General features: G+C 57.6%; 11 protein-coding genes and 1 pseudogene. 6 read left to right on the forward strand and 6 right to left on the reverse strand.

Features of this window, described 5'->3' with window-relative positions:
• The first annotated feature begins 2 nt into the window (after positions 1–2).
• The 3 genes from fabI to M7Q83_RS03225 all read left to right on the forward strand — a co-directional run bounded on the left by fabI (position 3) and on the right by M7Q83_RS03225 (position 2792).
• Positions 3–776 carry an enoyl-ACP reductase FabI gene (fabI, locus tag M7Q83_RS03215; protein WP_298335308.1) on the forward strand — a complete coding sequence of 258 codons (774 nt, stop codon included), beginning with the start codon at positions 3–5 and terminating at the stop codon, positions 774–776.
• A 224-nt stretch (positions 777–1000) separates the two neighbouring features.
• Positions 1001–1792 carry a hypothetical protein gene (locus M7Q83_RS03220; protein ID WP_298335310.1) on the forward strand — a complete coding sequence of 264 codons (792 nt, stop codon included), beginning with the start codon at positions 1001–1003 and terminating at the stop codon, positions 1790–1792.
• Between the two features lie 340 nt (positions 1793–2132).
• A complete protein-coding gene (locus tag M7Q83_RS03225) occupies positions 2133–2792 on the forward strand; it encodes an HAD family phosphatase (RefSeq protein WP_298335312.1) in 660 nt (219 codons plus the stop codon).
• A gap of 110 nt (positions 2793–2902) precedes the next feature.
• On the opposite strand, the gene M7Q83_RS03230 is transcribed toward M7Q83_RS03225, so the two are convergent.
• The gene (locus tag M7Q83_RS03230) at positions 2903–3757 is read right to left on the reverse strand and encodes a deoxyribonuclease IV (RefSeq protein WP_298335314.1); all 855 of its coding nucleotides are present in this window, start codon (positions 3755–3757) and stop codon (positions 2903–2905) included.
• Between the two features lie 106 nt (positions 3758–3863).
• Between M7Q83_RS03230 and M7Q83_RS03235 the strand changes: the two genes are divergently transcribed.
• From M7Q83_RS03235 to M7Q83_RS03245, 3 genes are read left to right on the forward strand one after another with little or no spacing between them, the layout of a single operon-like run.
• A complete protein-coding gene (locus M7Q83_RS03235) occupies positions 3864–5186 on the forward strand; it encodes a hypothetical protein (protein ID WP_298335316.1) in 1323 nt (440 codons plus the stop codon).
• A 3-nt stretch (positions 5187–5189) separates the two neighbouring features.
• Entirely contained in the window at positions 5190–5549 is a 360-nt protein-coding gene (locus M7Q83_RS03240; protein ID WP_298335318.1) for a GNAT family N-acetyltransferase, read from the forward strand.
• A 29-nt stretch (positions 5550–5578) separates the two neighbouring features.
• Positions 5579–5953 carry an NUDIX domain-containing protein gene (locus tag M7Q83_RS03245; protein WP_298335320.1) on the forward strand — a complete coding sequence of 125 codons (375 nt, stop codon included), beginning with the start codon at positions 5579–5581 and terminating at the stop codon, positions 5951–5953.
• An 81-nt stretch (positions 5954–6034) separates the two neighbouring features.
• Here the strand turns inward: M7Q83_RS03245 and M7Q83_RS03250 are convergent, their stop codons facing one another.
• The 5 genes and pseudogenes from M7Q83_RS03250 to tatC all read right to left on the reverse strand — a co-directional run bounded on the left by M7Q83_RS03250 (position 6035) and on the right by tatC (position 12275).
• Complete coding sequence (locus M7Q83_RS03250) at positions 6035–6610, reverse strand: hypothetical protein (protein ID WP_298335322.1); 576 nt, start codon at positions 6608–6610, stop codon at positions 6035–6037.
• Positions 6611–6660: 50 nt separating this feature from the next.
• A pseudogene (locus M7Q83_RS14190) lies at positions 6661–6774 on the reverse strand (DUF4193 family protein); the annotation flags it as partial.
• 495 nt (positions 6775–7269) lie between these two features.
• Positions 7270–8868 (reverse strand): FAD-dependent thymidylate synthase, encoded by a 1599-nt coding sequence (locus tag M7Q83_RS03260; RefSeq protein ID WP_298335326.1) that lies wholly within the window; start codon positions 8866–8868, stop codon positions 7270–7272.
• Positions 8869–8941: 73 nt separating this feature from the next.
• Positions 8942–11461: a DEAD/DEAH box helicase gene (locus tag M7Q83_RS03265; RefSeq protein WP_298335328.1), complete on the reverse strand. Its 2520-nt coding sequence runs from the start codon at positions 11459–11461 to the stop codon at positions 8942–8944.
• Positions 11462–11549: 88 nt separating this feature from the next.
• Positions 11550–12275 (reverse strand): twin-arginine translocase subunit TatC, encoded by a 726-nt coding sequence (gene tatC / locus M7Q83_RS03270; RefSeq protein ID WP_298335330.1) that lies wholly within the window; start codon positions 12273–12275, stop codon positions 11550–11552.
• Between the last annotated feature and the right edge of the window lie 33 nt (positions 12276–12308).

Below are 12308 nucleotides of genomic sequence, written 5' to 3' on the forward strand. Positions count from 1 at the left end.
GAATGGGCATCCTAGACGAAAAGCAGCTTCTGATCACTGGTGTTCTCAACACCTCATCGATCGCGTATCATATCGCCTCCGTCGCGCGCAACGAAGGCGCCGAGACAATTCTCACGGGTTTTGGTCGGGGTCTCTCAATCACCCGACGAGTCGCAGCGAAGTTGGGGGCCGATGTGCAGGTCATCGAACTCGACGCTGGTGACCCCACCTCAGTCGATCAGGCAGCCGTCGAAGTGGGTAAGCGCTGGTCGCATCTTGACGGAATTGTCCACGCCATCGGTTACGCGCCACCCTCCTGCCTGGACAAGCCGATGCTGGAAGCCCCATGGGAGGATGTCGCCATTGCCCTCCAGGTATCGGCATTTTCCCTCTCGGAGCTGGCCAGAGCATTTCGCCCGCTGTTGGCAGCCGCCGAAGGAGCATCGATCGTGGGTCTTGACTTCGACGCAACCGTCGCGTGGCCTGGCTACAACTGGATGGGTGTCGCCAAGGCTGGTCTCGAATCGCTCAGTCGCTATCTGGCTCGAGAACTCGGAGGTTCCCAAATCCGCGTCAATCTCATCTCTGCAGGGCCGATTCGAACCATCGCCGCCAAATCGATTGACGCCTTCAAAATGTTCCAAGACAACTGGGGGGATCGCTCCCCGCTCGGTTGGGACCCCGAGAACGCCCTACCTGTCGCCCGGAGCGTGGTAGCCCTCTTGTCCGACTTCTTCCCGATGACCACTGGCGAACTGATTCACGTCGACGGTGGTTACCATGCCTTCGGGGCGTAACCTAGACGTTGGCCCATGGTTTGGTCCACGAACGTCTGGGCACATAATGCTTAACTGATGCCTTGACAGCACTCAATCAGATGACTAGTCTAGGGCATGGCTCATGGAAGAGCCACGGGGTCATCACTCCATGGCGAGTGAAACGCACCATCGAAAGGGTTCCGATCTACGGGTCGAGGAACAGGAATGATGCCCCAGATTGAAGACACTGCCAAGGAGGGCTCATGCCACAACCGTTGCGCAATCTGCGCATCGCGGCCGTTACCATCATCACCGCGGTAGTCGCCACAAGCCTAAGCGCGTCCACGCAACTCACCAACGTAATCATCAAGGGAGGAGGATCGGGTTCAACCTATCACATCATCCTGCGCGGATCGCGCTCGGAGACCGCACACCCTGGTGCTCCATCACTCGGGCCAGTCTTTCTTCCCTCACTCGTCACCCATACCGGGGCATCGCTAGCGGTGAGTTGTGTGACCTATCACACCGTTGTTCCTCCTTCTCAACCTCTCTACCAGGCTGAAGTATCGTGGGCAGAGGCGATGTGGGCACGCCTGAGCGTATACCCACGATGTGACACCAGCCCCATCAGCCATCTGGATCTCCTCGCCCTCTGGACCCAAGTGGTGAACGACCGACTACCTCGACCCAGCATCGCAGCGCATCCGTCGTTCGGAATCGTCAACGTTCCTTTGCAGCTGCTCACCTCGACGACTCCGACTGCAACCACTACGTTGTCCACCAACGATGGACCGCTTGTGATCCACGCTTGGTCATGGAGTTCTTGGCAGTTCAACCAGGCGCCTCCGCCTGGAGTTCCTGCAACGGGAAACGCAGCCCTGACATGGTACCGCCCAGAGCAATCAGGCCTCCTTCAGGTCTCCTTAGTGGAGCATTGGTCAGCCGATTATCGTGTTGGAGGTCTCACTGGTTCGCTGCCAAACCTAGATGTTGGTGCAAACACCATCAGCCTCCCGGTCGTTGCACTCACGACCGAACTCCGGAACGTACAGTAGTCTGGGTGGATGCAGGCTGCTACATAGCTACCAGTTGCCCTCCATTAGCGAAAAACACGCGAACCATTCTGATCTCTTGCGCCGCGTCCCCATCAGCGGACGCGGCGGAGGAAGGTCCGAATCGGCTCCAACATCTCATGAGGAACCATGACTGTCCATACCGCGCGATGACGCGACACCGGAGCGAAAACCCGTTGTGTATCGGTGTTCGCCGGCACTGCCGTTGGCAGACTGTAATGGATCTGCGGGCCCAAGGGGCCTCGGGAATCGAATGCACGCTACAAGAGTCCCAATCGGCAAAGCCAAGATCAGGGACTGACACCCGGTAGAGTGTGACGGTGTGAGCGAAGCGGAATCCATACGCACCACAACCGGGACGCCCCCCGCTACCGCCGTTGTCTTCGATCTCGGTGGTGTTTTCATCGATTGGGATCCACGGCACCTCTACCGCAAAATCTTCGCCAACGAGCGCGACATGGAACGCTTCCTCGAGCAGGTTTGCACACCAACTTGGCATGCCCAGCTCGATCGCGGCGTTCCGTTCTCCATCGCATCACAAGCACTACTCACCGCCAACCCTGGGCTCGCGGGCCCGATCCACGCCTATCACGATCGCTTTCCAGAGATGTGGGGGCCCGTTTCGCACCAGATGGTCGCGCTCTTGCATCGGCTCAACGATGCCGGCCACCCAACCTATGCGGCAACGAACTGGCCCGGCGAGTACTGGGATGCGGCGATGGCGACGTTTGCATTCCTAGCAACCTTTCGCGGCATTCTCGTATCAGGAGGCATCGGTGTTGCCAAACCATCTCGCTACTTCTTCGATATCCTTTCCACAACGTTCCCAATCACTCCTTCGCAGACAGTCTTCGTCGATGATCGTGCGGAGAATGTGCAGGCTGCAGCCGACGCCGGCTACCGTAGCCACCGATACGTTGGCATGAACGCACTGGAATCGTATCTCCAGGACAATGGCCTTGGGGTGGATGCACCGATCTAAAGCACCAACGAGTGACTGCAGATTCCACCAACGTCTACCGCAGCGAGCTATGGGAATTGCTGCCTTCACCGCCACCGTCCACATGGACCCGACACTCGAGCATTTGGTACTCAGGAGTCCGACACGCCAGAGTTTGCTAGCGCATCTCGCAACTGCACGACATCTTCCATTCGAGGCCCATCACCGGCACCAGGTACTTCAAGAATGAGATCGGCAGATTGAAAGACCTCGTGATGGACAAAATCAATCAGCGCGTCGAGCCCAATCTCACCCTCACCAAGATTGGCATGTCGGTCATGCGCCGAACCGAGTTCCGACGCTGAATCATTGAGATGGACGACGGCTACTTTGCCAAATACGCTCTTGAGTTCATCAGCAAGCTCATCGGCGAGCACCCTATCGCGCAGATCATAGCCCGCTGCGAAGAGATGTTGGGTGTCGATACAGATGCCCACTACATTTTGCCGTTCGCATCGCTCAACGAGTTGGCGCAGCTCAGCGACTGAGCGACCCATCGATGCGCCTCCTCCGGCTGTGTTCTCAAGAAGCAGTTGCGTCGTCTCCGAGGCAATGGACACCGTTGGCGCAACGGCTTGCCGCCAACGTTCAAGGCTCTCGGAAAAACCAGAACCCTTATGCGATCCCGGATGGAGCACCACCCCAGCAAGCGACTCCTCTACCGACGTGGCCATGACGGCAGCAAGCAACTCGCTCGATTTGGTGACGAGTTGCGGATCATTCGACCCCAAGTTGATGAGGTAGGAGGCGTGAACTACGAGGCGCTCCACTCCACGGAGCCGTGCCGCCTGCGTCACCGGGCCACTCGCCGAAGCCGCTAGCGGCCGATACTTCCAGGTTCGGGGCGACGAGAGAAAGAACTGTGCTGCTTGCACACCAAGAGCGCCTGCCCGATCCACCAGACCATCGAATCCTCCAGCCGCCGAGACATGAGCACCTACTCGCATTGGAGCAAGGCTAGCTGCTGACCCCTCTCCGTCGTCCGACTAGTATTGCCCGATGGTGGTCGACCGAGGACCACCGCAAATCGAACAACATGCTAGGTGGAGGTTCATGGCGACCAAACTCGAGATTGAGCTGACCAGTCGGCTCGACAGCGACAACTGGACATGGCGCGCAGCAGGCGCCCGCAGTCCAAAGGGAACGGTCGCCAGCCAGCTTCTCTATGACGGAGCCAAGATCGGCGATGTGGCGCGAGCTGATGTAGCAATGGGTCTCGATGGCATCGAGATACTTTCAGTCACTGCACCGATCACCAAGAAGGCGCCGGATAACCGCATTGAACTCATCGGCTCCTCCAGCGATGAACCCTTGGTCAATATTTCACTGAAGAAAAAAGGACGTCCTGATCGTCCCAACCGTGGACCGCGAGAAGGCGATGATCGATCGCGGCGAGGTGGCGAGCGTGCTCGCCAAGGGCAACCGGCGAAGGGGCGACGCGGCGATACCGATCGACCCCGACGGTCGGGTGACGGACCCAGCGGGCAAGACCGACCGCCCCGGACGAACCGACCCAACACCACGGATCGCCGACGACCAAGTCGGCCGGAGGCGAAGCGCCTCCATCCCAAAGAGACACACCGCAGAGAGGTCCTTGACTCCCTCCTCCCCGAGCATCGACCGATTGGTGAGGCCTTAGTGAAGGGTGGACTACCCGCTGTGCGAGCGGCGATCGCCGAACAAAATGCCCTTGCTCTTGCGGCTGGCAATCCCGAGACACCGGTCGACGCAACACTCAAGATCGCCGAAGGCATTCTTCCCCGCATTCGCGTTGCGACGTGGCTCGACCGCGCTGAAGCTGCGAGCGAGATCGCACAAGAAATCTCGCTCAAAGATCTGCGAGCAATCTTAGCGGCTGCCGATCGCTCGGCAAAGAACCCGCAGGTAACGGAACTCTTCAACAACTTATCGACCGTACTCACTGCCCGCTCGAGCGCTGAGACTGACAAGTGGCAACAGGAGGTGGCGAGCGCTGTCGACGAGAATCGCCTCGTACGTGCCTTGCGCCTCGCTGCGAAGCTACCTGATCCGGCGGCAAAACTGCCGGCAGAGCTCGCCGAGCGCCTCGTAGGTCTTTGCAATGCCGAGATGAGTGCCGAAACTCCCTCCGACCGCTGGATGGTACTCATCGATGCCGTCGCCCAAAGTCCTATCCGTCGCCAGGTACAGCCAACGAGTCTTCCCAACGACGCGACTCCTGAACTGATCGAATTTGCTAAAGAAAACGCCGGGCGTATCCCCGCCCTCGCTCAGTTGACGGGCGTCTCCGTGCCACCTCCTCCTCGTCCGGAGATTCTTGCAATGGTGCCAAAGACCTCCCGCCCAGCTAAGTCAACCCCGAGCGATGAGACCCCGATACCTACTGACGACCTCTAGATCATGACGATGCGCATCGCTGCGGTGCGAACTCCTCCGGAGGAGTTTCTCAACTGGATTCCGGCCGCGCTCGTCCTCGAACACAGTGAGGCCGTGGTTGCCTATTGGGACCAGATCCCAGCAGGGCTCTTACTGTTCGCAGTAGACGGAGCCATTGCAACGATTCATTTGCACTATGTCGAGCCTGAACTACGCAACCTCGGGATCGGCGAGCAGCTCCTCGAAGAGGCGCTCACCCTGGCCAAGCGCGCCGGTTGTGTAACCTGTTACGGTTGGGTCTCTCCAGGAGATCGCATTGCAAAACTCACCTATGAAGCACAAGGCTTTCGATCAGACCAGATCCGAGTAACGAGGGAACTCTAACGCCTGCGCATTCAGACAGACCTCCTCGAGTGGCCGTCTCCGCCATCACCATCGACCACGATAAGGTGCTATTGGTTCGGCGTTCACCACGCAACCCAGAGATGTGGGCCCCACCTGGGGGCAAAGTCGAGCGCAACGAACACCTCATCCAAGCCGTGGAACGCGAGACCCGCGAAGAGATCGGAGTCACGCTTCATCCCCTCAGGCTCCTCGCCCAGATCGAACTCCACATGAGCGACCGCTCGTTTGCACTCTTTAGCTTTCTCTGCGATGTCATCAACGAGCCGAGCGCTCTGGTTCCCAGCTCCGACGCACTCGACCTCCATTGGTGGCGATTTGAGGAAGCCATCCGCGTACCCCTCGCCCCCGGCGTCTTCACTGTTTTACGCCACCTCACCCAGTAAACGGAGTCCACCGAGTGAACGAAGTCCACTGCCAATGGAGATCAACCTTGATGAAGTGGTTCCATCAAGGTTCTCAGTTCACTACTGTTGTTCCTCGCGTAACTTTGACACGCGACCCAAGACCGTTCGTCGGCGGCGGTGCTCAAGTTCAAACGCCTCTACTTCACCGAGCTGATCAAGCGTTAACCCTTGGAGGTGGCCGATCACCTCAGCGGCGGTCATCGATTCATATCCAACGATTCCGCCAACGATCTCGCTTCCTTGTGCCTCGTGGACGGTGGGTTCAGCATCAGTGGGCTTAGCATCCGTGGGCTCTGCCTGCACGTTCCCGTCCCCACCGAAACCACTCACCCGAGACTGAGCAGTCTTAAACACAAGATCAGCAGCACCCTCAACGGTCCTGCGCACGTCAGAGACTCTCTCCTCAAGATCGTTGATCTGGGTACCATATCTGGCCTTCATGACTCCAGCAGCCATGTCGCCAACGAATTTTGCGGTCTGCAACGGACCTTGCACCACACGCCGACCCTCTTCAGCTGCATTTGGGAGGGTCTTTACGACTGCAGCAAGCAAACCAATCGGCTGATAGAACAACCGATTCACTACCTCCTGTTTGAGGTCATCGAAATCGAACGATGGAGTCTCTTGCGTAGCCATGGTTACTCCTTTCTGACGGAGCCGAGAACGGCCCGACTAGGTACAGCCTACTAGACACAGTCACGGCAGAACATCTTCTCCTTATCAGCTAGCTGTATCATGCTCTTAACAAGGAAACATGACTGACAGACAAACTCATCCGGCTGCCGAGGTTTGACCCGGACGACCGTGTCTCCAGACTCATCGACCTCCTCTTCGTCGTCGACCTCGGTAACTACGAAGCGCTCACGAAGAATATCATCGAGGGCTGACTCAACCTCATCGTCATCAACCTCCTCCTCATCATCAGACTCCTCAGCGTCCTCTGACTCCTCGGCTTCGTCATCAGCGTCTGGTGTCAACTCTTCGATTTCGACGCCATCCATCTCGTCGAGCACAATCTCATCGTCGACTTCTTCGTCTGCATCGAGATCGTCATCGAGATCGAGCTCTTCGTCGATCTCTTCATCTACGATAAGTTCGTCATCAAGATCGAGCTCGTCCTCTTCATCGACATCGAGCTCATCGACATCGAGCTCGTCCTCTACCGGTGCTGTCGCCGCCTTTGGATCTACCTTCTTCTTACGATCAGCCATCACTACCTCTTTCAGTTTGCAAGCACGTGTTTCAATTCGGCAATGCTAACCACTTTCACACCCATTTAGTTCCGCAAAACGCAGCTAATTTCCAAGTTTTTCAATCAGGCGCTCCTCCTGCACCCGCCGACCAAGCAAATAGCTCTCGGTATCAACAAAACGCATCGCAGCGGCGAGGTGGTGATGACCGATAGGGTCCAATGATCGATACATCTCTTGGGCGATGGTCCGATAGACCGGATGTCCCTGCGGTTGCGATCGCAACTCTACCAAGTGCAACAATTCTCGTGCATTCAGCTTGATGGCAAAGCGAACTCGAGCTGCCAGCGGAAGCACCATCCGTGCGGTCGGAGCGACCACCGTGCCATGAAGATCCTCAGCAAAGCGGAAAGCGGCATCAAAGACCGGGTCAATAGCTTCAAGCAACCCCTCCTCAGCAAACGCTGGATCTACTTGGTAACCCGCGATCGCAACAGGATCCTGTTCGAGCAAGGTCAGGAGACGATGACGCGCGAGATCACGGTAAGACCCATAATCAGTCTCGATCTCGAAGGTATACGAACTCATTTCCCACGCCCGAGAAGGCTTATGACGGCGGTTCTCTCGATCTCCACTGTAGCTCTGAAAGATCTCGACACGTTGGACATCAGAGAGCTCGCGTGCCCGGCGTTCGCACTCCGCAAAGGAAATCCCGCTCTGTTCGTACAACATCCAAGGAATCAGCTCCGCATCGCTCTGGGGTTCGTAGCCTAACAGTCGCACACTCGGTGCCCAGTAGGGTGTGGGCGACTGTCGCGCGGGCTCCTCGGGCCATGATGCATCGACGAGCGCATCGATATTCGCCTGTCTCTGGGCGAGGTAGGTGGTCCATCGACCACCTCGGTCGGGTCGATCCATCCGACCAACAAGCAGCCCGAGCACCTTGGTGACCTCACGAGCGATCGCATCTGCCGTGTGCAAACTCTCATAGGAGCCGATAGAGCGCAGACGAACGACAAGATACTCCAGCGCCTGTGCACTACCGACGATTCCAACATTGGTCATCGTCGCCATCGGGAGGCAACCGCGTGCACTGTCGAGCGCAGCCGCTCGTGCAGCCCGTAACCTCGCCATATCATCAGCGGGTACATCTTTGGTGAACCGTGTCTTCATGGCGTCGAAAACCATCGCGTAGAGATCGAACTCTTGAGCGATGATCTGATGGTAACGACGTCGAAGCTCGCCCTCAAACTCCGCAGGAATAACGGCTCGTAGGCTCCCGTCCTCTCGCAGAGAAGACAGGTTGACATAACGCGTCGATTGCTCAAGGAATGACAGTAGCCGATGGCGCTCGAGCGTCCGCGTCAGCACCGTTGACACCTGTTCAACCGCGACGTGCGTCGTGGCGAGCTGAGCAACCGAATCATCACCGTAGTCACCGATAACCCGACCCATCAGCGTTCTGGTACGCGATCCTGTGCCAAGACTCGCGTGCGTGGAGACGGGATCGAGATCTTGGGCAAACTCATCGAGAAAGATACGCCGAAGCGACTTGCTCGAACGAGAGTAGCGTGCAAAAAGGGCAGCGGCAAGTTCCTGTGGAACATTTTGCAGACAAAACACCGGTTCATCGACATTGGTGAAATATCTCTCCAGGGTAGCACGCTCAGCTGGCGCGAAGACTTCGGGAAGGTAATTAGCCACGCCGCTAGCCTATCGAGATCACCACTTGGACTGCGCCGCCCGATAGGAAGTAGGTTACCGGTGCCTCGCTGTACTACAAACCGACTACGTCAAAACCACTCTCATCGGTAAACTGAGCATCCTCAGTGCCGAGCACTGCCACCTCCGAGGAGATGGCTACGATCCCGCGCACGACGGCGACTTCGGTACGCCTGGCCAGCTTGCCGAGAGGATGGTCGGCATACACCGCCGCAATCTGACGGGCAAGATCAGCAATCTGTTTGGTGTTACGCACGAAGTCCCCAGGAGGGATGGGCGATGTCCGCAAAATTCGCTCCAGCGGCTTCTCATCGGCCCAATCGTAGATCAATTCGCTAAAGCCAACATCTGGAACGCGAGTCAGTGGTAGCTCGCGCACCCCCTCGAGACGCTGCAGCTCGCTGGACAGGCGGCGAACTTCTCGAAAGCGCTCGATGAGCTCGGGGTGGCTAGAACGCAGACCAGTTCCCGTGAAACTCGGTCGGGGTTCAAAGGTCATCCACGAAAGCACCGAGGCAAAACCTGGTTCGCTGAGCGCTTCGAGGTCCAACGTATCAAGTGCCAGCGCCAACAGGATGTCAGACTCAGAGTAGAGGCTTGCCAGAATGGTGCCAGTAGGGGTGAGCGACCAGCCCCGCGAGAACCCAAACGCCTCCATGACGGAGAGCACGCGGTCAAAATAGCCGGATAAGGCAGCCCGTCGTTGGCTGATGCGCTCTTCGAGTCGTGCTGCCCGACCCTCGTCTCGTAGCTCATGCTCTCGACCAACACCGGTCTCGAGGAACTCCCTCGATGGCTCCTGATGGTGGCGTGCCTTCAAACTCCGTTTGAGTTCCTTGGCAGCCTCTCGCCGCATCAGCTCCTTGCGCCCACGATCCACGGGTGGCAGCGCGATCCGCTTTTGCAGACGTGCTTCCCGCAGATGCGTTGCGCCGAGGGTGTAGCCACGACCCGAAGGCGACACTGTCTGAATCTTCATGCGACCATGAGCTCGATTCGACACCGAAATGACCACCAGTGAGGCGCGATGCCGAGTTCCTTCAGCCGAGGGGACCGAGATCACCGACCCAGGCACTACCCGTACCTCATCAACCTCTCCAATCGGTCGGAAGGGGCCATGTCGACGACGCAACCCTCGAAGCTCAGCCTCCAACCTCACCACCTCGGCATCCTGTGAGAATTGAGCGAAGGAGAGATTGAGGAGCTCCCTTGCTGCCTCGGGCGTGTAGCGCTTGACGAGATTTGCAGCCATATTGTAGGTAGGTCGAAACGACGACGTGATGGGATAGAACTCCCCTTCGACCACCCGAGCGACATCCGCAAAGGTGACTCCCCCACCCCAGGCGACATAGCTGCTGCCTCGGTGATCAATCCCACGCCGTCCTGCCCGCCCCGAGAACTGCGTGTATTCTCCTGGCGAGAGTATCTTGTGGGTTTCACCATTGAACTTGACCATCTTCTCGATGACGACGGAACGAGCGGGCATATTGATCCCCAGCGACAGGGTCTCGGTCGCAAAAACCACCTTGATCAGCAGTCGCTCGAAACACTCCTCCACGATTTCGCGAAAAGGAGGGACCAATCCCGCATGGTGAGGCGCAAAGCCGGCCTCTAATCCTGCCATGAACTCCACATATCCCAACACCTTGAGATCGCGCGGATCAAGTTTCGCCAAACGCCGATCAACCACTTCACGAATCATCTCCCGCTCGATTTGGGTGGTCAAGCGAAGGCCACTCGCAACCGTCTCATCGGCGGCGGCCTGACAGCCAGCACGGGAGAAAATGAAGATGATCGCTGGCAATTCTCGATTCGCTGCGAGGAACTCAATGAGTTCAGGACGGGCTACGCCTCGGGCCTTGGGACCAAACGAACGTCGAGTGCTCGAAAGCCATGGAGGGTCAAGCTCAGAACCCTTCGGGTTTGGCCGTCCACCCTGGAGCACCGGGAGTGCCGTGACTTGACGAGAACGGCGATCCGCATAGAGGTAGCGATGTTCAAGGGGTACTGGTCGGCCTCGTGCTTCGACGACCGTCATCTGACCACGAACCTCTCGCATCCAGGCGGCAAAATCATGAACGTTAGAGACCGTCGCTGAGAGACATACAAGGTGCACATTTCGCGGAAGGTGAATGATCACCTCCTCCCAAACCGCACCTCGGTAAGGATTCTGAAGATAGTGCACCTCATCAAGTACCACGAGTCCAAGGTCGTCGAGCGATTCAAGGCTGGCATAGATCATGTTACGTAGCACCTCGGTCGTCATGACCACCACGCGTGCGCCAGGATTAATCGAGTTGTCACCGGTGAGGAGGCCCACGTTCTCGGCTCCGAAGGCACGCACAAACTCCGCATATTTTTGATTTGAGAGCGCCTTCAGCGGGGTCGTATAGAAGGTCCGAAGCCCGAGGTCAAGAGCGCGACATGCGCCAAACACGCCTACCAGCGTCTTGCCTGACCCAGTAGGCGCGGCGACAAGCACCGATTCATCCCGAAGGATCGCTGCGATAGCCTCCTCTTGGAACGGATCAAGCTCGATGTCAACCCGATCCTCAAAATGAGAGACAAATGTCACGAAGCTCCCTATGCGACACTACGAGCTGGTAGGAACATTTCCACCATCAGCGACGAGCATCTACCCTCTTGAGCCTACCAGCGCTGGACTACGCCTCCTGACGGACCGTCTTGCTCCCGGGGCGCAGGAGTATGCGTCCCACCAGAATAGCCAATTCATAAAAGACGAGCAGGGGCACCGTCATGGCCGTCAACGAGTACGGGTCATTGCTCGGGATAAATACCGCCACAACAACGATAATGCCTAGCCAGGCATAGCGCCGACGCTTGCGGAGCGCCGTAGGCGAGACCGCACCCAATAGCTCCAAGACAATAAGCACCAGCGGGAACAGAAAGGAGACCCCGAAGGCAATCATCAAAAGCATCAGAAAATTGAGGTAGTTCTGCGGCGTATAGATCGCATGCACATGAGCACCAGCAGCTGATTCGAAAAAGTGGAGTGCATGCGGGAAGACGAGATAGGCTACCATCGCGCCCAAGCCAAAGAGGATGAGCGAACTCAGCACAAAGGCGAGACCATACCGACGCTCCTTGGTGCGCAACCCCGGTGCGATGAAGCGCCAGAACTGCCAAAGCACGATCGGTGAAGCGAAGAACAGACCCGAGATCGCAGCGACCTTCAGACGGATCGCAAATCCATCGAAGGGGCCAGTGACATAGAGACCACAGTTGTCCGCGCCATTGGTCACGCAGAGCGGATGCATCAAAAAGGTCAAGATCGAGGGATAGACGATGTAACCGACCACTGCTCCGATCGAAACTGCGATAATCGAGATGATGAGCCGCTTTCGCAGTTCACGCAGATGCTCGATCATCGACATCTCATTCGGCGATGTCACTGGCCGACG

The organism is Ferrimicrobium sp. (assembly GCF_027364955.1).
Taxonomy (GTDB): Bacteria; Actinomycetota; Acidimicrobiia; order Acidimicrobiales; family Acidimicrobiaceae; genus Ferrimicrobium.

Excerpts from the sequence above, each read along its gene's own strand:
- fabI (WP_298335308.1), top strand. The coding sequence starts at position 3 with ATGGGCATCCTAGACGAAAAGCAGCTTCTGATCACTGGTGTTCTCAAC.
- tatC (WP_298335330.1), bottom strand. The coding sequence starts at position 12,275 with ATGATCGAGCATCTGCGTGAACTGCGAAAGCGGCTCATCATCTCGATT.
- M7Q83_RS03250 (WP_298335322.1), bottom strand. The coding sequence starts at position 6,610 with ATGGCTACGCAAGAGACTCCATCGTTCGATTTCGATGACCTCAAACAG.
- M7Q83_RS03235 (WP_298335316.1), top strand. The coding sequence starts at position 3,864 with ATGGCGACCAAACTCGAGATTGAGCTGACCAGTCGGCTCGACAGCGAC.
- M7Q83_RS03220 (WP_298335310.1), top strand. The coding sequence starts at position 1,001 with ATGCCACAACCGTTGCGCAATCTGCGCATCGCGGCCGTTACCATCATC.
- M7Q83_RS03230 (WP_298335314.1), bottom strand. The coding sequence starts at position 3,757 with ATGCGAGTAGGTGCTCATGTCTCGGCGGCTGGAGGATTCGATGGTCTG.
- M7Q83_RS03240 (WP_298335318.1), top strand. The coding sequence starts at position 5,190 with ATGACGATGCGCATCGCTGCGGTGCGAACTCCTCCGGAGGAGTTTCTC.